At 55.6% G+C, this 25,690-nt stretch carries 20 protein-coding genes, 1 tRNA gene and 1 pseudogene; 12 read left to right on the top strand and 10 right to left on the bottom strand.

Going from position 1 to position 25,690, the window contains the following annotated elements; genetic code table 11:
- The first annotated feature begins 181 nt into the window (after positions 1–181).
- Positions 182–1,666 carry a caspase family protein gene (locus tag ACR0JW_RS06000; RefSeq protein ID WP_480713687.1) on the top strand — a complete coding sequence of 495 codons (1,485 nt, stop codon included), beginning with the start codon at positions 182–184 and terminating at the stop codon, positions 1,664–1,666.
- A 98-nt stretch (positions 1,667–1,764) separates the two neighbouring features.
- Positions 1,765–2,361: a M15 family metallopeptidase gene (locus ACR0JW_RS06005; RefSeq protein WP_170678986.1), complete on the top strand. Its 597-nt coding sequence runs from the start codon at positions 1,765–1,767 to the stop codon at positions 2,359–2,361.
- A 559-nt stretch (positions 2,362–2,920) separates the two neighbouring features.
- Here ACR0JW_RS06005 and ACR0JW_RS06010 read toward each other — a convergent pair.
- The 3 genes from ACR0JW_RS06010 to ACR0JW_RS06020 form a co-directional block, all read right to left on the bottom strand.
- Positions 2,921–3,757, bottom strand: a complete 837-nt coding sequence (locus ACR0JW_RS06010) for an amino acid ABC transporter substrate-binding protein (protein WP_170678987.1) — start codon at positions 3,755–3,757, stop codon at positions 2,921–2,923.
- A 266-nt stretch (positions 3,758–4,023) separates the two neighbouring features.
- Positions 4,024–4,983, bottom strand: a complete 960-nt coding sequence (locus ACR0JW_RS06015) for a glutaminase (protein ID WP_170678990.1) — start codon at positions 4,981–4,983, stop codon at positions 4,024–4,026.
- Positions 4,961–6,400 carry an alanine/glycine:cation symporter family protein gene (locus ACR0JW_RS06020; protein ID WP_170678991.1) on the bottom strand — a complete coding sequence of 480 codons (1,440 nt, stop codon included), beginning with the start codon at positions 6,398–6,400 and terminating at the stop codon, positions 4,961–4,963. The genes ACR0JW_RS06015 and ACR0JW_RS06020 overlap by 23 nt, the downstream gene beginning before the upstream one ends.
- Before the next feature lie 1,261 nt (positions 6,401–7,661).
- On the opposite strand from ACR0JW_RS06020, the gene ACR0JW_RS06025 reads away from it, so the two are divergent.
- Entirely contained in the window at positions 7,662–9,911 is a 2,250-nt protein-coding gene (locus ACR0JW_RS06025) for an adenylate/guanylate cyclase domain-containing protein (RefSeq protein ID WP_170678993.1), read from the top strand.
- 317 nt (positions 9,912–10,228) lie between these two features.
- On the opposite strand, the gene ACR0JW_RS06030 is transcribed toward ACR0JW_RS06025, so the two are convergent.
- Positions 10,229–10,468 carry a hypothetical protein gene (locus tag ACR0JW_RS06030; RefSeq protein WP_480713688.1) on the bottom strand — a complete coding sequence of 80 codons (240 nt, stop codon included), beginning with the start codon at positions 10,466–10,468 and terminating at the stop codon, positions 10,229–10,231.
- A 66-nt stretch (positions 10,469–10,534) separates the two neighbouring features.
- Between ACR0JW_RS06030 and ACR0JW_RS06035 the strand changes: the two genes are divergently transcribed.
- Positions 10,535–11,458, top strand: coding sequence for a phosphatase PAP2 family protein (locus ACR0JW_RS06035; protein ID WP_480713689.1), 924 nt, complete (start codon positions 10,535–10,537; stop codon positions 11,456–11,458).
- Between the two features lie 216 nt (positions 11,459–11,674).
- Entirely contained in the window at positions 11,675–13,531 is a 1,857-nt protein-coding gene (locus ACR0JW_RS06040; RefSeq protein WP_480713690.1) for a S8/S53 family peptidase, read from the top strand.
- A gap of 195 nt (positions 13,532–13,726) precedes the next feature.
- On the opposite strand, the gene ACR0JW_RS06045 is transcribed toward ACR0JW_RS06040, so the two are convergent.
- From ACR0JW_RS06045 to nadA, 6 genes and pseudogenes are all read right to left on the bottom strand, one after another.
- The gene (locus tag ACR0JW_RS06045; RefSeq protein ID WP_480713691.1) at positions 13,727–14,161 is read right to left on the bottom strand and encodes a phage integrase central domain-containing protein; all 435 of its coding nucleotides are present in this window, start codon (positions 14,159–14,161) and stop codon (positions 13,727–13,729) included.
- Between the two features lie 37 nt (positions 14,162–14,198).
- A pseudogene (locus ACR0JW_RS06050) lies at positions 14,199–14,351 on the bottom strand (Arm DNA-binding domain-containing protein); the annotation flags it as partial.
- Positions 14,352–14,516: 165 nt separating this feature from the next.
- Positions 14,517–14,592, bottom strand: a tRNA-Thr gene (locus ACR0JW_RS06055).
- A gap of 183 nt (positions 14,593–14,775) precedes the next feature.
- Positions 14,776–15,624: a carboxylating nicotinate-nucleotide diphosphorylase gene (gene nadC / locus ACR0JW_RS06060; protein WP_170679002.1), complete on the bottom strand. Its 849-nt coding sequence runs from the start codon at positions 15,622–15,624 to the stop codon at positions 14,776–14,778.
- Complete coding sequence (locus tag ACR0JW_RS06065; RefSeq protein WP_170824761.1) at positions 15,621–17,186, bottom strand: L-aspartate oxidase; 1,566 nt, start codon at positions 17,184–17,186, stop codon at positions 15,621–15,623. The genes nadC and ACR0JW_RS06065 overlap by 4 nt, the downstream gene beginning before the upstream one ends.
- A gap of 8 nt (positions 17,187–17,194) precedes the next feature.
- On the bottom strand, positions 17,195–18,247 hold the full coding sequence (gene nadA, locus ACR0JW_RS06070) for a quinolinate synthase NadA (RefSeq protein WP_170679006.1): 1,053 nt from the start codon (positions 18,245–18,247) through the stop codon (positions 17,195–17,197).
- 332 nt (positions 18,248–18,579) lie between these two features.
- Here nadA and ACR0JW_RS06075 point away from each other — a divergent pair, with 332 nt between their 5' ends.
- From ACR0JW_RS06075 to ACR0JW_RS06105, 7 genes are all read left to right on the top strand, one after another.
- Entirely contained in the window at positions 18,580–20,106 is a 1,527-nt protein-coding gene (locus tag ACR0JW_RS06075; RefSeq protein ID WP_170679008.1) for an ABC-F family ATP-binding cassette domain-containing protein, read from the top strand.
- Positions 20,107–20,294: 188 nt separating this feature from the next.
- Positions 20,295–21,275, top strand: a complete 981-nt coding sequence (gene bioB / locus ACR0JW_RS06080; protein WP_170611795.1) for a biotin synthase BioB — start codon at positions 20,295–20,297, stop codon at positions 21,273–21,275.
- Positions 21,272–22,405, top strand: coding sequence for an 8-amino-7-oxononanoate synthase (locus tag ACR0JW_RS06085; protein WP_170679010.1), 1,134 nt, complete (start codon positions 21,272–21,274; stop codon positions 22,403–22,405). Before bioB ends, ACR0JW_RS06085 begins: the two co-directional genes overlap by 4 nt.
- Positions 22,402–23,022 (top strand): dethiobiotin synthase, encoded by a 621-nt coding sequence (gene bioD, locus ACR0JW_RS06090; protein ID WP_170679012.1) that lies wholly within the window; start codon positions 22,402–22,404, stop codon positions 23,020–23,022. Before ACR0JW_RS06085 ends, bioD begins: the two co-directional genes overlap by 4 nt.
- Positions 23,019–24,302 carry an adenosylmethionine--8-amino-7-oxononanoate transaminase gene (bioA, locus tag ACR0JW_RS06095; protein ID WP_170824759.1) on the top strand — a complete coding sequence of 428 codons (1,284 nt, stop codon included), beginning with the start codon at positions 23,019–23,021 and terminating at the stop codon, positions 24,300–24,302. Before bioD ends, bioA begins: the two co-directional genes overlap by 4 nt.
- The gene (locus ACR0JW_RS06100; RefSeq protein ID WP_170679016.1) at positions 24,302–24,922 is read left to right on the top strand and encodes a pimeloyl-ACP methyl esterase BioG family protein; all 621 of its coding nucleotides are present in this window, start codon (positions 24,302–24,304) and stop codon (positions 24,920–24,922) included. The genes bioA and ACR0JW_RS06100 overlap by 1 nt, the downstream gene beginning before the upstream one ends.
- On the top strand, positions 24,919–25,677 hold the full coding sequence (locus ACR0JW_RS06105) for a methyltransferase domain-containing protein (RefSeq protein ID WP_170679018.1): 759 nt from the start codon (positions 24,919–24,921) through the stop codon (positions 25,675–25,677). The genes ACR0JW_RS06100 and ACR0JW_RS06105 overlap by 4 nt, the downstream gene beginning before the upstream one ends.
- Positions 25,678–25,690: the final 13 nt, after the last annotated feature.

Consider the following 25,690-nt stretch of genomic DNA (forward strand, 5'->3'; position numbering starts at 1 on the left):
GTCGGCTGCAGTTCAGCGCTTTTTTGGTCTTTTGGTCGAGGACAAGCAGCATCCAAAGCTACTTGCCTCTTCCTAATCAATTGACTGATCGCACATATTTCAGAGGATGCTGGAGCGAGCGGATCAAAATGGATAGTGTCCATGAGAGGAAGAAAGCAGGAAAGGCTGGGCGTTGATCTCAATGCGAATCCTAAACGTGGCTTCAGCTGTTCTGTTGCTCTTTGCTTTTGCTTGTTCAGTTGCCTTTGCAGATGAACGCGGAGCGATGTCCTTTGAATCGAAAACCGGACCTGGTGAGCGGATCGCGCTTGTGATCGGGAACTCGGATTACGCTTACACCACCAAGCTGGCCAATCCGGGCAACGACGCATTATCGATGAGCGATACACTGCGTGGGGCCGGGTTTTCGGTCACTCAGTTGATCGACGCGGATCAATCGACAATGAAGCGTGCGCTGCTTGAGTTCGGCCGAAGCCTGAGGCGCGAGAATGTCGATGCGGGCTTGTTCTTTTACGCCGGTCACGGAGTGCAGGTGAACGGTGAAAACTATCTGGTTCCTGTCAACGCCAGGATACTTGATGAGGACGAGATCGATCTTGAAGCGGTGAATGTGAACGACTTCCTGCAGGTTATGAACTCGTCGAACGCAGACATTAACATCGTGATACTGGATGCCTGCCGCAATAATCCGTTCGCGGGTTCTTCACGCTCCGCAGCCAGGGGGCTGGCACCGGTGGATGCCCCAAAGGGCACTCTGATCGCATATGCAACGGCGCCCGGAGATGTTGCTCTTGACGGAAGTGGAAGAAATTCGCCCTACACAAGCGCTCTGACCAAGGCGATTGCTTCTGGTCGCGGAAGGACGATTGAATCCGTCTTCAAATCGGCGAGGCGCGAAGTTTTGGCGGCGACCGGCGACAGACAGACGCCATGGGAAACCAGCTCGATCGTCGGAGACTTCTTTTTTCATTCGGAGCCCGCTGACACGGCGATGAGTTCCGGTTCCGTGCAGCCTGAACCGGCTGGCGACGCGATCGCTCAGAAGTTCTCGCTGGCAGAAAAGATCAACAGCCGGGCCGCCTGGACGGCATTTCTGAACGAATACCAGGACACGCCCGACAATTTTTATGTCGCGCTGGCACGATCGGCGCTTGCCGAACTGGATGAGAAACAGGATCAAACTATCCGACATTTGCCGTTGCCGGATACTCCCATCCAGGAATGCTACACCGAGTTTTTTGGCGCAATTCCGGGCACATTATGCGTGTCGTCGGTACTCGGCGACCAATCCGGCAATACCTACAGGGGCAACAACCTTGCTGATAGAAACATGAGCACTGCCTGGGTCGAAGGCGGTGGAGGAGACGGTATTGGCGAGGTTCTTCGGTTTGCGTTCGATCAGCCTACCCTAGTCAATCAGATCGTGATCGCCAACGGATACAACAAAAATCAGGGGGTCTATTCGAAGAACAATCGAGTCAAATCCTTCAATGTTCAGACCTCGACCGGATTCAGCAGTGAAATCCAAGTGGCCGACAAGGGCGGTTACCAAGTCTTGGATCTGCCCCAACTGGGCGAAATCGCCTGGGTCACTTTGACACTCACAGGTGTTCACAGAGGGACGAAGTACCGCGATACCGCGATCAGCGAGTTGCAACTCCAGTGAGGTGCCTGCGTTCGGCGTCAATCACGGGTGCTGTTTGCGTCCTGCTGGCGGCTGTCCGTCCTTGTTTTTCGCAGGGCCTGCCAGATGGCTTTGTATTTTTGCATGAAATTGACGGAACGATCGTCGAGGACATTCGGTATGCAGTCGGGAACAACTTCGTCGGCAGGCCGCTGAACGGTTATCACACTCCATCCTGTATCCTCGTCGAGCAGGCTGCCAAGGCGCTTTCTTCCATTCAGACGGAAATCCGCGAGATGGGGCTCACTCTTGTTGTCTTCGATTGTTACCGCCCTGCCCGTGCGGTTTCCGACATGGTGGCATACGTGTCGGGCAATGACTGGTCCGATCGTCGTTACCACCCTAACATCAAGGCCAGTCAGCTTATCGCTAAAGGTTACGTTGCACACCGATCAGGCCATTCCTCTGGGGGGACCGTCGACCTCACTTTGGCGCGTACGGCTTTGGGAAAACCCGCTTACCTTGACATGGGAACACGGTTCGATTTCTTCGATCCGCTGAGCCATTCCGATAGCACGGCCATCTCCGAAACTGCGCAGAAGAACCGCAAATTCCTTATCGAAACTATGGATAGGTTCGGCTTCAGCAATTTCGCAAAGGAGTGGTGGCATTTCCGGTACAGAGATGAACCGTTCAAAGGCACGACCTTCGATTTTCCGATCATCGGGGAACGTTGAAATCCGAGAGCTAGTTCCAACCTTCGCTCTTGAACGCTTCGGAACGCGGTAGCACACGCCAACGGTAACTCTGGACCCAAACGTTTGTCCGGGCACCGCCCATGCTGAGCCCCAATTGCCCTCTTGTCAGGCCGTGCGGTTTGATCCGGTCCAGCAATTCGCGAACAGCGCCTACCCTGATTGAGCGACCGTCGCTTCCTTCAAAGCACCGAAACGTATTTCGCTACTAAGATGTCTGGATTCGTAGCATAGAAATATACAGCAGCCGGCAAAGCTGGAATTGTGATGCTCGAACTTCAAAGCCCGCCTTGGGCTGCAACCAGCCGCTGAAGCAAAAAGCAGCGAACGATATGTCTTGAGCCCTTGCCTGATGTGACTATGCCCGTTTTGGGAGGCGAATTAACTATAAAAAACCGCTACCGCATTGCCTCGCCTGTTTGTCGCAGTCGAACCTAATCGGCCGGTCGTTAGTAGTTCCTAAATGACCGCTGCGCGGGCAAACCGGCCTCCATTGCAATGGCCAATTAAATCGCAACAAACATGTTCCACGTGATGCGTTTCAAGGATTAGTAGGCGCAATAATATACAGAGCTTTTAAAGCTTCGCTGGGCTCGATCCCTGGCAACGCGGTGCGAAAAATCTCTTCCATAGTGCCCCGGGCATACATTTCGGACAGAATAGTATCAACGATCAGTCGAAAGTCATCATCGCCCCTCGCGATGGCTAACCCTTGCTTTTCTATCGTCAGAATTTCTTGGGATAACTTGAATTTGCCTTTCAATCCCGCAGCAATGTAGTTGACTAGCAAAATCGACTGATCTGCAAAATACGCGTCGATTTTACCGTCTCGGAGCGCCTTGATTCCGTCTGGATGTGAAGCAAACCGAACCATCCTGGCGTCGATGCCTGCGGCATCAAATGTATTCTGTACGGAGGCTTCAGTTGTTGTGCTGCTTCTCATGCCAACCTTTTTCCCCGCGAGTGCGCTCATGGTGCCCTCAGCCTCGATTGGTAACAATATGGAAGTACCATCAACAAAGGTAGGGATTGAGAAATCAACAATTTCGCGACGAGAAAGCGTGATAGTCGCTGCCCCGCAAAGTATATCTATCTCTCCGGAGGCAACTTTGTCGAAACGATCCTTGGAGTCGACCGGAATGAACTGAACGTTTAAGTCCTTTAGATCCAGTTTCTTCGCAACAGCCTGCGCTACTTGATCGCAAATTAATGGTGACAGACCAAACGGCCGACCTTGGTCGTTAACGTAAGACAATGGAGCAGCATCTGTTCGAAAACCAAATCGGATTTCGTTATTTTTTGTTATTCTTTCGATTGTCTGAGCAACTGCGCCGGTTGTGAATAGAACCGAAACAAAAAGTACTGAAAGCAAGCGCATGGGTTTTCCTTCTTTAGCCGAGGCACGTTTTGAAATTTGCCTGCCTTTAGTTACGCAATACCGCCACCTACAAATCCTAGCAGTACAAACGTGGCGTATATCGTTCCTAGGCGAGGACTGTGTAACCACCTTGCAGTATTTCTCTGCGAAAAGAACGTGGCAGAATTGAACTTGGAAATTGGGAGACAGGTTTCACTTCCCTGGTGTTCATTGTCGGTCATTGAAGCAAAATTCAATTCACTTGAACCCAGTTCACCCAACTTCGGTTACGCACTTGGTCCGAAGATAGACCACCCTGTCGCGCGGACCAACTCTTGAAATGCGATGGTTGCCAAATGAGAATTGCCCTTTGAGTCGAGCCCAGGGCTCCAGGCGACTACAGATGCGATACCAGGTACAATGCACAAGATGCCGCCGCCTACGCCGCTTTTCGCTGGAAGGCCAACACGGAAGGCGAACTCACCCGAAGCATCGTATGATCCACACATCATCATCAGTGCAGTAACTCTTCTTGCTCGTTGCGCCGACAATACTGCAGAGCCGTTGGCCGGATTTTGACCCGCTGCGGCAAGAAATCGACCTGCCAAAGCCAGCTGTTCACAAGACATGGCGATGCTACACTGGCGAAAGTACAGAGACAGAACATCCTCTACCGGCGCCTTAAGATTCCCTTCCGCCTGCATAAAATGGGCAAGCGCACGGTTTCTGGATCCAGTTCGCATCTCAGATTCCGCAACTGACGAATCGACCTCAATCGAGTCGTCCTCTGAAAGCTCTCGGCACAACTTCAATAGGTCGTTGATGGCCTCGTCAGAAGAGCGGTCTTCGAGCAGAACATCGGCCACTACGATCGCACCGGGGTTGATAAACGGGTTCCTTGGGATTCCGCGCTCGTGTTCTAGCTGAACGATGGAATTGAATGGATCGCCAGATGGTTCCCGGCCAACTCTTTGCCACAAAGTGGCGCCAACCCGTTGCAGCGCCACTGTAAGCGAGAACACTTTTGAGATGCTCTGAATCGAAAAGAGTTTGCCAGCATCTCCAGCGGACACTAACGCACCGTTGACGGGTGCAACGGCAATGCCGAATTGGTTCAGATCGACTGTGGCGAGTTCTGGAATATACTGCGCGACTTTCCCCCTGTCAGACATGCCGGCTATGCGATCTGCAATATCGTCCAAGACTTCCTGAAGCTTTTCGCCGTCAGTGTTTTTGAGTTTCGGCATGGATCTCCTCCGTCCAGACAGTGTGATCTACGCCTTTACTAAGCTCGGGAAATTTGCTGGCAACAAAGCGAGGCTCAAGGTTCTGCCGGCGTTGCGAGAAATAGTCTACCGTCAGTTTATAGACGGTGCCGGACAGCAGCAGTATCGCAACCAAATTGATGGTTGCCATTATTCCCATGGCCGCATCCGCGAAATTGAACACTGTGGCAACAGCTTGCACAGCGCCCCAGACAACCATTGCGAGACAGCCCAATCGCAGGACGTAAATTGGCAGCTTCCCTTCCAATTTTAGGAATGTCATCGCGTTTTCGGCATATGAGTAATTACCTAGGATGGATGTGAAACCAAAAAAGACGATAGCAACCGCGATAAAGTGGCGGCCGATTTCGCCAAGATGGACCGCCGCCGCGTCTTGAGTAAGTCGCATTCCGGTAGGCCCATCAATTTCGATTGCGCCTGATAGAAGTATTAGCAATGCAGTGGCCGTTGCGACCAAAATCGTATCCACGAAACACCCAAATGCCTGAACGAATCCTTGGCTGGAAGGGTGGTGAGGATCAGGTGTGGCGACTGCTGCAATGTTTGGTGCTGAACCCATGCCCGCTTCGTTTGAGAAAAGCCCCCGTTTGATGCCGTTAAGTGCTGCAGCCATGACACCTCCTGTCACGCCTCCGGCAGCTTCCTGAAGGCCAAATGCCCCGGCAACAATCGACCACAACATAGCGGGTACTTCGGAAATGTTCAGGATTACGACAACGCAGGCAAGCAAGAGGTACAGACCCGCCATAAGCGGTACGACAATCTCTGCAAACTTTGCGATGGTTCTTATTCCACCGAATATTACTACCGCTGCGGCTGCAGCAAGCGCTATGCCAACGACCAACTTGTTCAGCCCGAACGCGCCCTCGAAAGCTTCAGCAATCGAGTTGGATTGGACGGCAACAAAAACCAAACCAAAGCTGACTATCAGGCAGATCGAGAAAATGACTCCAGCCCAAGGCGCATTCAAGGCGTTGGCCATGTAGAACGCGGGACCTCCCCTGAACCTTCCGTTGGACGATGTGACTTTATAGAGTTGGGCCAAAGTACTTTCAGAATAAGCCGTGGCCATTCCAACCAATGCCACGATCCACATCCAAAAGATGGCGCCTGGACCTCCCAAGGTCAGGGCCACGGCTACGCCAGCCAGATTACCAGTACCGACACGTGAAGCCAGGCTCACTGTCAGGGCTTGAAAAGGAGTAATACCTCTTTTGTCTGTACTCTTTGCAGAAGTGAGCACGCGCACCATTTCCCCAAAATGGAGAAACTGAAGTGCGCCAAGACGAATTGTAAAAAAGATACCGGTCGCAAGAAGTCCGTAAATCAATACGTAGTTCCAAAGAACCGTGTTTATGCCGTTAACAAATATTTCCATTGTGCGCCTCTTGAGAATTCAAACACTTCCCGGAAGGCAAAAATAGTGTGCCTGTTTTTCATCATGCACGAAGATGCGACAATTGTCAGGAATATGCTGCGCAGTCTCCCGGCGGTTGGCGCGGGGATCACTGAAATTAAGCCACAAACTTATAGCGACGTAGCCAGTGGGCAGTCCGCCTGGCAGTCGCTCAAACCAAGTGCAACGAACGGCCGCTTCGGGCCCATTACTACCGCCTCGGTGTTTTTGCGAGCACGGTAGTTAAGTGCAATTTGGGCTCCGAACGGCTCTTAGTGGCCGTGTGCTTCAATGTCCGCTTGAAGACGTATAGCAGACCCAACGTTGCACAACACCAACGGCTGCCACGCGGACAAGGCTGACGTAGGTTTGGCGGCGAACGGGGAATCCGCAGCGGCTTCCTGGGCAATGCTCGACGCCCGCGCTGCCTGCTTTCCAGGGTGGTTATCTGCGGACATTGCGTCGGAGGCATGTCGATGATCTAGCAGACCCACGTTGGGTGCTCAACTGCACGCAACAGGGGCACCTGTAACAATAGCAAGTCGATTGCCAAGCAAGAGGTAGAAGGCCGTCGACAGTCTGCCCGTTCTCATCGAAAAATTCGTGCTGACACCCTCTGAAGATGGTATGATAACGATCTTTACGGAGATCCTGTCGGTATTTTTTCCGTAGTGTCTGATACAAAGGCAAAAACCGCCCGAGCCGGAGTGGCTGAGGTGGTTTCGCAGTATCGTTGGTTGCGTTCGGCAACGATTGTTGCCGAACGCAACTTAAATGTCAGGTTTGGCGCGATAGCAACATCTGCAATTCACCAAGTATTTTCAGCTAAGTGGGACAAAGCATCCCTTTGCTATAGTGCCTTAGAGTACGTGACAACTTACGAGCACACTAATAATGTCGCTGCCATTTTTTGACACCTGTGTTGGACACTTCGCCCATCAGATAGTTTAGTGTCCTCTTGCGCTTGTAGCGCAATCGTGGACTGGCTTTCCCAGGGCGATAGATAGTTTCAGCGCAATATTCTCTGGATTCCTTGACCGCATATCTTCAATCTGATCCAGTTGAGCGTACTGGGTTGCCCGTCAAACACAAAGTTCGGCATAAGTCCGTATACCAGTCCGCGCCCCGCTCGCACTTCCGACGATTTCGACTTCGGGCTACCGCTGAGCGTCTATTTTTACTATTAAGTTAAAATAGATTTCCGTGTCCTTCGTCGATAACCTTCAAAATGAGGGTCAAGTTAATGGATCGCCGTCTCACAGCTATTCTGACCGCTGATGTTGTTGGTTACTCACGTTTGGTCCGTTCAGACGAAGAAGGCACGATAGCTGCCCTTAAATCGATACGCGCAGCTGTAGTCGACCCCAAAATTGCTGCATATCACGGACGAATTGTAAAGCTTATGGGCGACGGTATGTTGGTGGAGTTTCCAAGCGTAGTGGATGCTGTACACGCAGCCGTTGAAACACAAAAAGCGATGATCGATCACAACGCCGGCTTTCCAAAAGAAAGGCGAATCGAATTTCGCATCGGCATAAATCTTGGCGATGTGGTTATTGATGGAGACGATATCTACGGTGACGGTGTGAATGTGGCTGCGCGCCTCGAAGAGATGTCCGAACCGGGCGGGATAAGTGTATCTGGCAAAGTCTACGAAGAGGTTCGCGACCGCACCGGCTTTACATTCGAAGATTTGGGTGCGCAAAACGTCAAGAACATTGATCGCCCATTACAAGTATGGCGCTGGGTCCCTGATGGCCGGAATCTGGTTTTCTCCAGACAGCCGCAGAGAGTCGTAGAGTCCGCTAACAGTTTGACCGGAAGTCGGGAGCAACTTTTTTTTGGCAGTGGGGGTGCCGAAGCCCCCATCGCTGAAAAAATCGGAAAGACAAAAAACGAATATTTCGATGGCATATTCGTATCAGTAATGGGCGCTTTTCGAATTAGGGGGCCACGCGGCCTTGATTTGACACCGCAATCAATGAAGGCGCGTGGTATGATTGCTGTGCTTCTAGATGCGCCCAACCTTTCTTGCAGCCGTATCAGCCTGCAAGAAAAACTGTGGTCGGATCAACAGTCGGAAAAAGGCGGTGTTGACCTGCGAAAAACCCTGACTGAAATTCGCCGTGCGCTTGGTCCGTTCCGCGATGTCCTTGGAGCAGATCGACGTTCGGTTTGGTTGGATTCGAAGCGCACGAAATCAGATTGGCATGATACCAGAGCGCGTGCCAATGCTTCACGCTCCGGACTGGAGTTTCTTGACGGCCTAGTTGTTCATGATCCCAAATTCAATGACTGGGTAAGCGACCGCCGAACGCAGATCCCGCTGCAAGATTTAGGAGCGCATGAGGATGACGTCGATTTCAACAGACCTATACTGGAGCTTGCTTCGTCGTCAGCCGGCGTGGAGGTCTATGGTACGTACATCCTGCAATCGATCGCAAACGGTGTCTCCGAATTTGGCTCAGTTGAAATCGTTTGGGCCGACAGCCCAAAAACCGAATTATCCAAAAGTGCGTTTCGACTAGAACTCGCAGAAAGCGAAGCCGGCGATTTCTTGTTCACTCGTTTGCAACTCGTGTCTGGGCCTATGTGCAACATCTCGTGGCAAATAACCACCAAACTGCTTAGGAAAGGAGCTCATGAAACCGATATTCAGATATCAAGGATCGTCAACGAAGGCGTGGACAGAACGATAGACGCGCTGGCAGAGTGGCCACATCCAAGTCTGAAGGGAGGGTACACGAGTCTGTTCTTTAGTCCAGTCCAGAAAATGCTGAAGACGAAAGGCTCCGAATACAATGTACTGAGGAAAAGTTTTCAGGACTGCTTCGAACAAGAACCTCGCGGAATTTACCTCGCTTGGCAGGCTTTTCTGGCATGCTTCACCGTGGGTGAACGTCGTTCAACAAACAAAACGGAGCTGAAAAACGAGACACGGTCGTTGATACGCCGAGCCATCGAACTAGAGCCGCATAATTCGGTAGTTCTGGCGCTTGCGTCAAACATCTATGGTTTTGTCCTGGAAGAATTTGAAGTCTCTCACGAGTTGGCCGAGCGCAGCTTGCGACTAAACCCCAATAGCATCTTAGGTTGGACATTTCTTGGTAATGCAAAGCTCTACCGCAATGAGTACGCGGGAGCATATGAGTGTCTTCTTCGAGCCCGTGCAATTTCAGGGGAAGGACCCTACCGACACCTAGTCGATTGCGTAACCTGCATAGCTGCAATATTGTCCGGACATGTCGACGAGGGCATTTCTATCGGCGAGACGGTCAATGCGGTGTCCCCAGAATTCCGACCAGCGCTTCGATATCTGCTCGTCGCTTATATTTCTAAGGGCGACTATGAGCGCGCGCGAAGCGCACTCGAACGCCTCCGCAAATTAGAGCCTGGCTTTGAGCTTAGTGATTTCGCCGATCCGGACTATCCTGTACCTGCGCTGCGAATTTCAGGGCTATTAGACCTCGATAACTTGCCGAAACTGCCCTGACGTTTCGTGCTACGCCCCGCAAAGTTGTAGTAAATCTGACTACGCTATTAGGGTCTGACAGGATCGCAATTCTTGCCTATTTGACCCAAACGATGCCGCCAGGATTGGGAGTCTTTTCGTGCAATGAGCCAAAAAAAAGATGCCAAAAAAATGTGGAAAATTACCTCTGCGAAGTTGAGTATGTACCATAGCTTCGGTCCAAATCCCTTTTTTGTCGAATTTTTCGCGGATATATGTAAACTAGAGATAAATTACATTTTTTTTTGCAGGCCATATTCAAACTCTTATTCACGGGGGGCGAAATGTTCAAAAGTTGGTTAAAAGAACCCTGTCGCAGCGCGTGGGGCACATTCGGCGTTGGAGGCGTCGGTGGTGTAGGCGGCGTTGGAGGCGTCGGTGGTGTAGGCGGCGTTGGAGGCGTCGGTGGTGTAGGCGGCGTTGGAGGCGTCGGTGGTGTAGGCGGCGTTGGCGTCAGCGCATGGCTCTCCGGAGGCCAGTTGACTACGCGCGATGGGATTGTCGGGACTTACGTTCCTCCGGGTGGGGACTTCAAGCATCACGAAATCGGCGTTCCCGGCGACCACAAAAACCTTAAGCTCTGGGCGCCTTGGGTTCGGGCACTGGTGTTCGATTTTGCATTGGCAGAGCCGTTACAGTTTGTCCTGACCAAAGATACTCCGCCACGTGCATCTCTATGGCATCGCGATCCAATCGACCGCGACACATTCGCTACTATTGAAGCAGGAGCGGGCGGAGCCAACGTGCCCATTTTCTGGATGACTAGGCCAACAGAGCAGCAGTTTAAGCGCCAACTTGTACAGATCATTGCCTGGGCCGACCTCAGAGCCGACCGTCAAGGGGAAATTCTTGCCCAGATCGGAGATGTTTTCAGCTTTTTTCAGACTATTGCTTTTGTGGACTGGGCCCGCACACCGATGACCATGGAGTTAATCGGAAGTATCTGGCGCACCACGGTGAAAATCGAGATGCGTTTCAAGCACGCGATGGCCGTGCGCCGACCGCATGAGTTGTCGGCCCAGGTCCAGCCAATGATCCCGACCCCGAACCATTCTGCATATCCAAGCGGACACGCCACCGAGGCGCATGTAATCGCGTTCACGTTGGCTACTTTAATTAACGAAGCCAGCGGAACTCCGGGTCTTGAAATCGACGCCACCAAGAAGATCAACCAGTTGCGGATTCTCGCTCACAGGATTGCCAACAACCGCACCATCGCGGGCGTGCACTATCCGGTTGACAGCCGCGCGGGCGCGCATCTCGGTTTGACGCTGGGCCGCTATTTCGTGGACCGAATGAAAGCGAGTTCCGCTGGCGCTGGAATTGGCAATTGGGTCTCTCGAAGTTTTGACCCGGGGGGCTTCTTTGCCAACCCACCGACAGGGGACGACCCCGGGCCCGACTTCACCAACGACAGAATCTGGGATTTGATTTGGCAGAATACGGGCGGCGTAAATCCACTGCCGGTCTCAGGAGACGACGGTGTGTTGGGTGAACTCTGGAAACTTGCCCGCGAAGAGTGGGTCTGACCCATGCCGTCGTGGAGCACAGCGGGAAATCTAGCACTAGGCCCCCTTTTCGACGAACACGCGTACCTGCATTGGCTGATCTTTCCCTTTCCGGTCGTGAACCCGCCTCGGAATTGCGGCGTACAACCGGTAGTTTTGGTACCCGTCCTTCTTGAATGGCTACCAGCGAGCAGTTTACTTCCTGACATTCAAAAAGAATTCTACCAACTTCTTGACTTGTTCGCAGAACATATCCTTATCGAAAAGGAACTAATAGATTCGCTATTTGTGTCTGGAATCCTTGATGAACCTCCGTACTTACTTCCGGGTTTGTTTAGGTCGGACCAAGATACAGTTGATGGCATCAAGTACGCTCTTGAGGAGATTAACAGAACGGATGCGTCTATCATAGCCACGGCCGTCGGTGCCCCTTTTCCACCTGGCGTCGAGGCTTTCGAATTCACCGACGCGATTTCCTTGCCGGAAAGAATGCGGGTTCCAAACTCTATTCCAAGCAAAATCGTAGCCATCATAGACACGGACATTCCGTTCCTTCACGACCGATTCCGCAGTGGGCCAACGCAGAGTCGGATCCAGTATTTCTGGGACATGGATGCAGACGTGACAACCGAATTGTACCGGTCGGACATCAATACCATTCTCAACACGTTAGCGACCCAAAAGACCTCTGAAGAAGAGGCTTACCGACGCTATCGCAGCACTGCTTATCCAATAAATCCAGATCGGAATCTGCCGCCTTTGATGCGGTCGCACGGGGCGCATGTTCTCGATCAAGCGGCCGGACGCCCGAATCCGAATCCCGCCGTTCCTGACGACGTCGCGATCTTTGCGGCCCGGCTGCCGCGATGGGCTGTTGCGCAAACCCACGGCGCGTTCCTGTTCGGGTTCGTTTACTACGCAATGTCCCGTATTTTGGAGCGAGTGGCAGCTTTGGAAGCTGCTGGCGCGATCACCAACCCCGAAATCCACGTCAATCTAAGTCTCGGCGCGGTCTCCGGACGCCATGATGGGCTCAGCCAATTCGAGTGGTATCTCGACGGGCTGCTGAACCTCCCGCAGATCAAGGCTGTCAATGTTGCTGCCGGGAACACGCGGGAGTCGAACCTTCACGCGCGGTTCCTCGACGATAAAATAAACGGAGGCAGTCAAACCGTCGACTGGCGCATCCAGCCGGGCGACGGAACATTCAGCATCTTGCAGATTTGGCTGCCCGAGGGCGCGGATCCGCATAAGTTGAAGCTGACAGTCAATCCGCCCGGCGCGCATCAGGCAAGAGTTTTCGGCTTTGGCGACTTAAAAAAGAACAAGTTCTACGAGTACACTGAAGGCTGCGAAGTTCTGGCGCGCCTCTACATCGAAACCGATTCGTTATTTTTTGGGCTGCACGAACGTGTTGCGATTACTCTGGCGGTGCGCCACAATGCCGTCCATCGCGATAGCGGCTACTACAAAGGCGGCCGGCCTGACCTCGCCGGGGTGTGGCAATTGACGCTAGAGGGTAAGGGAGACTTGATCCACGCTGGTGAAGAAGTCATGATCTGGGTCGAGCGCGATGACCCATTGCGCGGCGAAAAGACTGGCGCGCGGCAATCTTATCTGGAAGGGCCTTCCCTACGCGGCGACAGCCTAGAGGACAATTTGGACAATCGTGTTCGTCGGTTCCGCAAGGCGGGTTCCGTGGATCGGGACGGCACTCTCAGCGATATCGCGACCGGCAATAACACCACTGTCGTCGCAGCGCATTTTATGTTCGATCGAAAAATGTCGCCTTATTCGGGTGAAGGTTTCACATTCACGCAGAACGGAGCGCTAGACACGAAAAAACCCACGACTTCGGCACCCGGCGACCGGAGCCGGATTCGGCGCGGCCTGTTGGGGGCAGGTTACTACAGCGGCTCGGTGCGAAGATATTCGGGCACTAGCATGGCGACCGGCTTGGTCACACAACTTCTACTAGATAAGGCCCAAATAGAGGCAAAGTCTACGGCAGACGATCCATTGCCGCCGCCACCGCCGGAGTCAAAAAGAGGTAAAGGACGCGCGATCATACCTCCTCTTCGTGAAAAGCCCTGAGCCTACCCAATCGAACTGGTCCACTATTGTGTTCAGCAAGCAGAGGACAGACAATAGTGCACAAGAGTCCGAAGTCCGGACTTCATCTCTCCGGGGCGCAGGGCAGTCAACACGAGCAGTTACAACGCGAGACGCGTAGCTCTTTGACCGGCAAACCCGTCGATAGCCCGGAGCAGTGCACCGACCTGCGCCGGATCAGTGATTTCCGCGCGGTGCTGCACTTGGGGTCGGATCAGGACATCCTTCAAACCGTATGTCGGATCTTTGTCCACCAGTCCTAGGGCGATGACATAGTGAAAGACAGCACCGGCAGCAGACCGTATCCGTACGGCGCTTTCGTGATTGCCTTTTTTCCATCTTCTGCAGCGGAACCAGAATATCCCGTGCTGCTGTTTTCGCGATCGGCATTTTCCCGATGTCTGCGGAAAGTAGCCGGTGAAGCCAGGCAGTCTTTGTCAGCGTTGCTTCGACACGGCCTTCGCTGCGCTTCTTTTCCATCAGTTCTGCTGCCAACTTGGAGAAGGTAGCGTTGTTCTCTGCCTCTTCTCTGGCTTTTTTGTCTTTGCGAACGCTGGAAGGATCTTCGCCATTTGCGATCAGGCTGCGGGCGTTGCCGTTTCCGTCGCGCATCAGCTAGTGTCACTTCAGGATACCTGCCCAGCGCCAGCAGCTTTTCCTTTTGAAGCCAACGATACTTGAAGCGCCAGAGTTTCGAAGCGTTCGGCTTCACCAGCAAATAAAGTCCGTCAAAGTTGGCTTTCTTGTAGGGCTTTTCCTTGGGTTTCAGAGTCCGAATCCGTGCGTCGCTCAAGACAGGCATTGGGGGTACATTCCAGTCATCGTGTGGCACGTACCCCTATTCGGTACCCCATTTGGGGGGTAGATCTTAGCGCACGCAGCAGGACAACATCGGACAATCTGACAGTAGAAATCCTGCAACTACAAGCTACTATCAGTCAGAATCAGGCGAAACTGGATGTTAAAGTGGTGCCGCTGAAGGGACTCGAACCCCCGACCCCATCATTACGAATGACGTGCTCTACCAGCTGAGCTACAGCGGCCTAGTTATGTTCGCCAAGCCCTGTATTGGGCCGGACTGTGACGGCCTTTTCTAGTCAATTCGAAGCGAACGTCAATCTGAGATGGGGCGTTTTGAGAAAAACTTGCGCTCCTCACTCGGATGTGGCCGCTGTGCTCTCGACCCTGTGTGGCCTGTTAGCTTTTTGAGACGGGATGAGCCCAGTTCAGAAATCCAGGCCTAGGTCGATTGTCCGGTAGGAATGGGTCAGCGCGCCGGAAGAGATATAGTCCACTCCGGTGGCGGCGATTGCTGCTACCGTTTCACGGGTTACGTTGCCCGACGCCTCGGTTACCAGACGTCCGTCGACCATCTCGACCGCGTTTTCCAGGGTTTCCACGGGCATATTGTCCAGAAGAACCACATCCGCGCCACCGACATCCAGGACTTCAGCCAGTTGATCCAGGCGGTCGACCTCGATCTCGACCTTCATCATGTGTGAGGCACGGGATTTCGTAGCCCGCAGAACGGCGGCGATCCCACCGGCGGCGGCGATGTGGTTGTCCTTGATCAGGATTGCATCTGACAGGGAAAAACGGTGATTGAAACCGCCGCCATGCAGGACCGCCTGTTTTTCGACCAGACGCAGCCCGGGCGTGGTCTTGCGGGTGCAGGTGATGCGCGCCTTTGTACCTTTGGTTTCCGCCACAAGGGCCGCTGTTTTTGTCGCCACGCCAGTCAAACGTCCGGCAAAGTTCAGCGCGACGCGCTCTCCGGACAGGATCGAGGCGGCGCTGCCCCTGATTTCCATCAGCGTTTCACCTTTGGCGCTCCGCTGTCCGTCGGCAACAAGCGGTGTAATCTGAAGTGACGGGTCGACCAGGCGGAAAGCCAGTTCCGCGATCTGCATTCCGGAAACAACAGCGTCTTCGCGCGCGTTGAGACGGGCCGTGTACTGCGTTCCTGCCGGAATAACGGTCAGGGTGGTGATGTCGCCATTGGAGCCGAGATCCTCCATCAATGCGGCCCGGACAAGGGGCTCCAGGATCATGTCAGGCACTGTCGGGATTGTCATTGTGGAACCTTTGCGATGCGGTCGCGTAGTGTCACGGCCTCGCCGAGTGTCAAAGCTGATCGTTTGCCGGGGCCGGGATCTGTCTGTGGAAAATCGGACCGAAAATGCGCGCCGCGGCTTTCTTCGCGCATCAGCGCGGCCGCGGTAATCAGGGTGGCGGTTGCAGTCATGTTCAGAAAACTGGCCGACGCCGCGTTTTGTTTTTCGAGCCTGGCGATTTCGGACAGCGCCCGGTGCAATCCCTTGCCGTTCCGAACAACGCCCACGTAATCCGTCATGACCCGCCGCAGAATTGAAACCGCCGGGACCTCTGCCCTCGGATCACCCGTGGACAAGTGTATCGCAACCTTGGGACAAGGTTCTGCCGGCGTATTGACTGCGATGTCTTGCGCGCAGGTGCGCGCAAAGACCAGAGCCTCCAGCAACCCGTTTGAGGCGAGGCGATTGGCTCCGTGCAGGCCCGTGGATGCGGCTTCGCCACAAACCCAAAGCCCTGTGAGGGTGCTGCGGCCGTTAAGTTCTACTTCAACACCCCCCATGTGGTAGTGAGCTGCGGGCGTGACAGGGATCGGTTGGGAAACGGGATCCACCCCATTGCGAATACAGGCGTCGGTCACGGCCGGAAATTGTGTTGTGATTTCCACACCAATGGCCGCCCTTGTGTCCAGCGCAGGCCGCTGTCCGGATTGCGCCTGCAAGTAAACTGCCCGGGCAACAATATCGCGGGGCGCCAGATCACCATCTGCATGAACCCCTTGCATGAAGCACTTCCCGGCTTTGTCGATCAGAACCGCCCCTTCACCGCGCAATGCCTCGGTGGCCAGAGGCGTTGGATCTTCGCCGACATCCATTGCGGTCGGATGAAACTGGACGAACTCAGCATCAGCTATTCGCGCCCCGGCACGGGCGGCCATGCCGATCCCCTGCCCGCGAATACGCGCCGGATTGGTGGTTTGGGCGTATAACCCCGCGGACCCGCCAGTCGCCAGAACGTGTGCGGCCCCGCGCAGAAGCACTGGTTTGGCGCCGTTGTCGGTGGCAGCAGTCAGGTAGACGCCGCTTACATGTTTGCCGTCGCTTTCCAGCCCGATGGCCTGAACCCCTTCGATCACCTGAACCGACGGGGTCCGGCGCAATTCGGCAATCAGAGCGCGCATGATTTCCGCGCCTGCCTGATCCCCTTTCACCCGCACCACGCGCGCAGCGGAATGGGCGGCCTCGCGGGATTGAATATAGGCCCCGTCCGGCGTGCGATCGAAATCAGTACCCAGATCAGTCAGATCCAGAACATGGTCGCGGGCAGAGCGGGTCACGTATTCGGCAACCTCACGCAGAACGGACCCGGCCCCGGCACGGATGGTGTCTTCGGTATGGGCTTCAGGACTGTCACCCGGAGCCATGGCAGCGGCGACCCCGCCTTGTGCCCATGCGGAACTGGCCCCTGACCCCAGCGGCTCGGGCGAAATCATGACAACGGGTCGTGGTGCCAGTTTCAACGCGGCGTAAACGGCGGCCAGCCCGGCGCCGATAATGACCACCCTTGGAGTCACAATTTCCTGCATCGGCTGGGTCAAATACCCAGCTTGCGGGACAGGTCGATCATTCGCTGCACGGACAACCGCGCCTTTTCGGCAATGCTCGCGTCAACCTCGACCTGACCGGTCATCGTGTCGAGTGCATAAAGCACCTTTTCCAGCGTGATCTTTTTCATGTACGGGCACATATTGCACGGCCCGACAAATTCGACTTCGGGCAATTCATCGGCGATGTTCGACGCCATCGAACATTCCGTGATCAGCAGTGCTTTCTCGGGCTTTTCTTCTGTGACATACTTGATGATGCCGCTGGTCGATCCGGAGAAGTCGGCCTCATTCACCACGTCCGGTGGACATTCAGGATGCGCAATCAGGCGCGTACCGGGATTCCATTCACGGAAATCGCGCAGATCGCTGGCGCTGTATTGTTCGTGAACGATGCAGGACCCTTCCCACCAGACCACGTTCTTTTGCGGCACGTCACGTGCCACATTCTGGGCCAGGTACTGGTCCGGCGTCATGATGACCGTTTCACTGTCCTGCGCGGCCACGATCTGCGCCGCGTTCGACGAGGTGCAGCAGATGTCGGATGCGGCTTTGACCTCGGCGGTCGTGTTCACATAGGACACAACCGGTGCGCCTGGATAGCGGCGGCGCATTTCCGCGATTCCCTCGGCTGTAATGGACTCGGCAAGCGAACATCCCGCCTCCATATCCGGCATCAGTACCGTCTTTTCCGGGCTGAGGATCTTGGAGGTTTCCGCCATGAAATGCACGCCGCATTGCACGATCACATCTGCCTCGACCTCGGTCGCCTTGATCGCCAGTTGAAGGCTGTCACCCCCAAAGTCCGAGATACCGTGAAAAATCTCTGGCGTCATATAGTTATGGCCCAGGACGACCGCATTCCGCTCGGCTTTCAGATCATTGATCGCCTTCACGTAAGGGGCATAGATTGCCCAGTCCGCCGGGGACACAACGCGGGACATGCGCGCATAAATGTCTGCCATGCTAGCGGCCAGTTCCGGCGATGGGTTGAGGTCATATTTTTCGGAAAGATGCGCGCGCTGCGCGGGTAGGTCGAACACGGGACTGTTTTTCTGCCTGATGACGTCGTGAAGCTCTGATTATTCGATTTTCTTCAGAATGGCTACCGTCAACGTGAACCGGCAAAACTGACCCAAATTTTCTGCGATGGATGGCCAAGGCGGTTGCCAACCGCCCGCAGTTTTCCTAGCCTGACGCAAAGGTAACAACCAACAAAAGGAGGGCACGAGCTGAACATGCGTATCATCCGCCGACTTCAGCACGGTCCCCGTTTCGCCCTGTAGATCCGTTTACAGGGCCGACCCGAGACACCTTTCATCGACGGTCTGCTCAAAGCCGCTGTGCGGCCATACCTTCTGGGTGCGAGATTTCCATGACTGTCATCAACATCAATGCCTTGGGCGTGACCCTTGGCACGACTTTATTTTCTGACCTCAACCTGACCATATCAAAAGCCGACCGGATCGGTCTGGTGGCCGCAAACGGACGCGGCAAGTCCACGCTGCTTGCATGCCTGTCGGGCGACCATGAGCCAACAACCGGAGAGGTTACCCGCGCTCGCGGCTTGCGAGCCGGACACGTAAAACAGGACATTCCGACCGGTGCGCTGGCGCACAGCTTGCACGATTGGGTCCTGGCGGGCCTGCCACCAGAGCAGGCGGACTATGAAAGCTGGCGCGTGGATGTCGTGCTGGATGAGCTTCAGATCCCCTATGAGTTGCATCACAGGCCGCTGCGCGATCTCAGCGGCGGATGGCAGCGCACTGCCATGCTGGCCGCGGTCTGGATCACCAGACCGGACCTGCTGCTCTTGGACGAGCCGACCAACCACCTTGACCTTAACCGGATTGCGCTGCTGGAAAACTGGCTTGGCGCATTGCCGTGCGACGTGCCGGTTGTGATCGCCTCGCATGACCGGGCGTTTCTGGATGCCACGACCAATCGTACCTTGTTTTTGCGCCCCGAAAATTCCCGCGTGTTTTCGGCGTCATACTCATCGGCACGTGCAGCCCTTGCAGAATCTGACGCAGCCGATGGGCGGCAGCAAACCGTTGAACTGAACAAGGCCCGGCAGCTTCGTCGTCAGGCGGCAAAACTGAAGAACGTTGGTGTGAATTCCGGCTCTGATCTGTTGCTGACCAAAACCAAACAGCTGTTACTAAGGGCCGACAAGCTGGAACAGGCAATCGGTCACGTTCACCACGAACAATCTGCAGGCGATATCCGGCTGGCGAACAGCGGCACTCATGCCAAGGCGCTTGTCTTTTTGGATGATGTGCCTGTTCGCTCGCCAAACGGGCAATTACTTTTCAAGACCGGCCGGAAGTGGATTGCGCGCGGGGACAGAGTTGTGATGCTTGGCGCGAACGGTGCTGGCAAGTCACGTTTAATCCAGATGATACAGGCAGCTCTGGCAGGGGCCGAAGATGGCATCAAATGCGCAGCGTCTATTGTTCCCGGCTTTTCCGATCAGCATCTGAGCCAACTGGATGATGCGGAAACTCCTTTGGCTATGGTGGTGGCACAGTTTTCCATCGGCGATCAGAGGGCGCGTTCGGTCCTGGCAGGGGCCGGAATTGACTACCAGATGCAAGACACAAAAATTGGGGCGTTGTCCGGCGGCCAGAAGGCCCGGCTGGCGATGCTGATGCTGCGGCTAAAGGCACCTAACTTCTATTTGCTCGACGAACCGACCAATCATCTGGACATAGACGGGCAAGAGGCGCTTGAGGCCGAACTGACGGAACATGACGCAACCTGCCTGCTGGTCAGTCACGACCGAAGTTTTCTGCGGAATGTAGGAAACCGGTTCTGGTGGATCAAAAACCGGAAACTTGAAGAAGTAGACAGCCCTGACACGTTCCTGCCTGACCAAAGTCAAGGTGGCGCGGACGACTGACTAACATACTATTTTGCGTGCGTTTCCGCGGCGCGGCGCTGCACTGCAGCGCCGTGTTGGCTCGCAACGCTTTCAATTCGCTGGTTTTCGCCTGAATGCCATTCCACATGGGAGATTCCAGTTGTAGTTTTTGGGTTTATCAATAATAAAAGCCGGAAAGACAGACGCCTAGGAAAAGTATCGATAAAATGGATCAATCGACCCCCACCTGGACCCGCGAGGCCGCGCAAGCCTTGTACGACATGCCTTTGATGGATTTGCTGTTTCGCGCTCAGACGGTTCACCGCGAAAACTTTGATCCAAACAAGATCCAGACATCCAAGCTGCTCTCGATCAAAACCGGCGGATGCGCCGAGGATTGCGCATATTGTTCTCAGTCCGCTCGAAACGGCTCGAAGCTGTCGGCGTCAAAACTGATTGAGGTTCAGCGCGTTCTGAACGAGGCGCGCAAGGCAAAGGATGGCGGCGCGACTCGGTTCTGCATGGGAGCCGCCTGGCGCGAGCCCAAGGAACGGGACATGGACGCGCTTGTGGCCATGGTAGAGGGCGTGCGCGACCTTGGCATGGAAACATGCATGACGCTCGGCATGCTGGACGACAACCAGGTCGTCCGTTTGCGGGATGCCGGTCTGGACTATTACAACCACAACATCGACACGTCCGAACGGTACTACTCCGAAGTAATCACAACCCGCACTTTCGCGGACCGGATCGACACGATGAACCGGGTTCAGGAAGCCGGAATCAAGGTCTGCTCGGGTGGCATCCTTGGCATGGGCGAGGAAATTCAGGACCGCGTCGATATGCTGGTGACGCTGGCCAACATGTCCCCCGCGCCCGATTCCGTGCCGATCAACATGCTGATGCCACAGGAAGACACACCGCTGGCCGATGCCAAGCCAATCGATCCGATCGACTTTGTACGCGCAATTGCAACCGCCCGCATCATGATGCCAAAATCCTACGTGCGTCTGTCCGCTGGCCGCAGTGAGATGAGCGATGAGATGCAGGCGATGTGTTTCCTGGCCGGAGCAAACTCGATCTTTGTGGGCGAAACCCTGCTGACTGCGGAAAACCCCGAGGAAGATACTGACGCCATCCTGTTTGCCAAACTCGGTTTGCAGGTCGAAACGGTGGCTGGGCAGAGCTGCGTGGAAGCGGCTGAATGAAGGCATTGGACCGCCTGAAATCCATGCTGGATGTTCTGAACAACCGGCACCGCTATAGGGTGCTCGCACCTCGTTGCGGCCTGGATTTCGCCTCCAATGACTATCTGGGGCTGGCGCAGTCTCCAATGCTGAAGGTGGCGGCGCAAGACGCGCTGGACCGCGGAGTTCCGCTGGGGTCCGGCGGGTCGCGCCTGTTGCGGGGCAATCACCCTGAGCATGAAGCGCTGGAACAGGAAGCCGCCGCATTCTTCCAGGCCGAATCCGCCTTGTTCATGGGCGGTGGGTTTCAGGCCAATCAGGCGATCTTTTCCACCCTGCCCGCCGCAGAAGATCTGGTTCTCTATGATGCATTGATTCATGCCAGCGCGCATGAAGGCATGCGCATGGGCCGCGCCGCGACCCTGGAGTTTGCACATAACGATGTCGCCCATGCGCGGCGTGTAATCGCCGAGTGGCATTCGGCCGGAGGCTCCGGTCAGATCTGGATTGCCGTTGAAAGCATCTATTCCATGGAAGGCGACTTCGCGCCTTTGGCAGAATTGTCGGAGTTAGCCCGCGCCAATGACGCGATCCTTGTTGTGGACGAAGCCCATGCCACAGGCGTATTCGGCCCGCAGGGCAAAGGGCTGGCGCATGGCTTGAACGCGGAACTGCTGACGCTGCACACCTGCGGCAAGGGGCTTGGTGTTGCCGGCGGGTTGATTTGCGGATCAAGGGTGATGATCGACGCCCTGATCAACCGCGCGCGCCCTTTCATCTTTGCAACCGCCCCCTCCCCCTTTAACGCAGCGCTGGTGCGGGCAATGATCAGCGTGCTGAAGGCGGATAGCTCGCTGATTGACGCGGCGCAGGAACGCCTGCGGCATGCCCATGCAGAAGCACGGCGTTTTGGCGTGCCGAACGACGTTCTGAACAGCCAGATCATACCCGTCATTCTGGGGGATGACGGGCGAACCATGGAAATGGCGGCCACGCTCGCAGCACACGGATTCGATGTGCGCGGTATTCGACCGCCGACCGTGCCGCGCAGCACTTCGAGGTTGCGTATCTCTATCACCGGCAATGTCAGCAAGGCGGAAATCAGCGCCCTGTTCGAAACGCTGAACCGTTACCAGAGGAAAGCGGCATGAGCGCTGTCATCGTGACAGGAACCGACACCGGTGTCGGCAAAACGGTCTTTGCCGCAGGCCTGACGGCGGCGCTTGGCGCCAGCTATTGGAAACCGGTTCAATCCGGGTTGGAGGATGCAACCGACAGCGAAATCGTTGCAACTCTCTCGGGGGCTGAAGTGCTGCCGGAAGCCTATCGGTTGAACATGCCTGCATCCCCGCACCTGTCCGCCGAGGATATGGGTGTCGAAATCGACCTGTCGCAGCTTGCACTGCCGGAGGTTGACGGCCCGTTGGTTGTTGAGGGCGCAGGCGGTGTCATGGTGCCGCTAAACCGCAGGCATTTCTTTCTGGACCTGTTCACCCACTGGCAGGCGCCGGTGGTGCTTGTCGCGCGTACCGCGCTTGGAACGATCAACCATACGACCCTGTCCCTGATGGCGCTACGCAACGCGGGCTGCACCGTGGTCGGCGCGGCCTTTATCGGCGATGCGGAACCCGAAGTAGAACAAACCATCGTCGAAATGTGTAACGTCCGCCATCTGGGCCGGCTGCCGCTAATCGACGATCTGTCACACGACACGCTGTCAGCGGCCTTTGAAGCCATCGATGTCAACGCTATCCGGAGCGTCCTGTGACCCCACTGGAATTCGACGCACGCCATCTATGGCATCCCTACACCAATGTGTTGAACCCCGGCCCGATGCACCTCATCACCGGGGCCGAGGGCGTCTGGCTTACTCGGGAAGACGGCACACAGATGATCGATGCTATGTCGTCATGGTGGTGCGCAGTTCACGGGCATCGGCACCCTGCCATTATCAGCGCAATGCAGGATCAGCTGGCGCGAATGCCGCATGTCATGTTCGGCGGCCTGACCCACGAACCCGCCGTGGAACTGGGCCGCAGGCTGATCAGCCTGTTGCCGGATGGTCTGGACCGCATTTTTTACAGCGACAGCGGGTCGGTCGCGATCGAAGTCGCCCTCAAAATGGCTGTTCAATATCAGATGGCAATGGGTCGTTCCGAGCGCACGGAATTCGCCACCATTCGCGGCGGTTACCATGGCGACACCTGGAAGGCGATGAGCGTTTGCGACCCCGTCAACGGTATGCACGGGCTGTTTCGGGGCGCATTGTCGATACAGCATTTTTTGCCCCGCCCACAGATCACTTTGGATCAGGACTGGTCTGACGACACGGCCCTCAATGGCCTTGGCGCACTTGAGGAGTTGCTGGAGACCAAAGGCAATCGAATTGCCGCACTGATCCTGGAACCGGTGGTTCAGGGCGCGGGCGGCATGTATTTTTATCACCCGGTCTGGTTAAAGCGCGCGCGGGCGCTATGCGATGCATACGGGGTTTTGTTGATTTTCGACGAAATCGCCACAGGCTTCGGCCGCACCGGTGAATTGTTTGCGATGCATCTGGCTGACGTCGTGCCGGACATTCTTTGCCTTGGTAAAGCGCTGACAGGTGGTCATATCACTCTGGCGGCCACAGTCGCCACTGAACCTGTGGCTCGTGGGATCGGTGAAAGCGAAGCCAGTGTGCTGATGCACGGCCCCACATATATGGCCAATCCGCTGGCCTGTGCCGCCGGTGCCGCCAGCCTTGACCAACTGTCCCGGCGCGACTGGCGCGCCGAGGTGCACGCAATCGCACAGCAGATGGCACATGAACTCGCCCCCGCGCGGAATTTGCCCGGAGTGGCGGATGTCCGGGTTCTGGGTGCGATCGGCGTCATCGAGATGGAGAATTGGGTTGATCCCTCTGTCGCGCACAGGAAGGCCCCGGAAACCGGTGTCTGGCTGCGCCCGTTTGCGCGGAATATCTATTGCATGCCACCCTACATCATCTCACCGGACGAGTTGAGCAAAGTCACCGCTGCGATGGTGGCGTTGGCCAGGGAATCGTAATGAAACGCCAGTGGTTATCCCGGTCGGAACAATCATCGCTGATCCTTGTTTTTGGTGGCTGGGCGCTGGGTGCGGCCCCGTTTGCAGAACTGACGGGACAGGACGATGTCCTGCTGGTGGATGACTACCGTCACTTGGATGATGCCCTGCCCGAACTCGCGCAATATGACCGCGTTGATCTGATTGCTTTTTCTTTCGGTGTCGCGTCCGCCGCGCATTGGATGGCAATGACTGGCTTTTCACCCGCGCGTCTTGTCGCCGTCAGTGGAACGCTGTCGCCAGCGGATGCGGAAACCGGAATAGCGCCCCAAATGATACGCGCGACAGCCGATGGCCTTACGGCAGACAGTTTTTCGAAATTTTGCCGTCGCGCCGGTTTGCAAGGCCCCGCTCCTGCCCTGAACATCGAGGCCGCGCAGGCTGAGCTGCATTGCATCATTGATCGGGGTCCAGCCCCGGAACGTGCCTTTGATCGCGTCTGGATACCTGAAAAGGACCGGATCATCCCGACCGGCGCCCAAAAGGCAGCATGGGCGCGGCAAGGCAAGGCTGTTCGCCCAGTTTCGGGGCCACATGTTCCGTTTCGGGCCGGGCAAAGCTGGGCGGAGTGGATCACATGATGGCGCATTTGACAGACCGGGTTCAGCGCAGCTTCAGCCGTAGCTTTGACACCTATCACCAGGCCGCGGGTCCTCAGGGGCGAATCGCGGAGCGACTGGTAGCGGACCTGCGCGATTGCGGCGCGCCGGGTCACTTTTCCTCAGTCCTGGAACTTGGCTGCGGTACCGGGCTTTTGACACAGAAGCTGCGCGATGCATTTGTTATTGGAGACCTGATCCTCAACGATTTGGCGCCCGAAGCCGGGATGACTGCACAAACGGCCGCCGCCACGTTCCTGTGCGGGGACGCGCTGCAGGTAGACTGGCCCGACCGGCCTGATCTGATCACCTCTGCCTCAATGATCCAGTGGCTGGCGGATCCGGCTGCACTTTTGCGCAGAGCCGCAGACGCGCTTGCGCCGGGTGGTTGGCTGGCAGTCTCGGGCTTTGGCCCAAAGCAGTATCATGAGCTCGCTCAAATCGGCTCGTCCGCAGGGGCACCGGGTTTGTGCCGTTCCGAGGATCTGGTTGCTTCAGTCCAAACTGAAATGGAACTTGTGACATCGGGCGAGCATGTGCAGCAGTTGCACTTCGCGTCACCGCGTCTTGCGCTTAAACATCTGCGCCAAACCGGGGTCAACGGGCGGGCCAAACAGTTCTGGACCAAATCCGATCTGTTGCGGTTTTCAACAGATTACACCCGCCGGTTCGGGACCGACGCCGGCGTACCCTTGACCTATCATTCAGTCTGGATCGTCGCACGAAAACCGGTCTAAGTCACCTTTGTGC

This window comes from Ruegeria sp. BG6 (genome assembly GCF_056538465.1).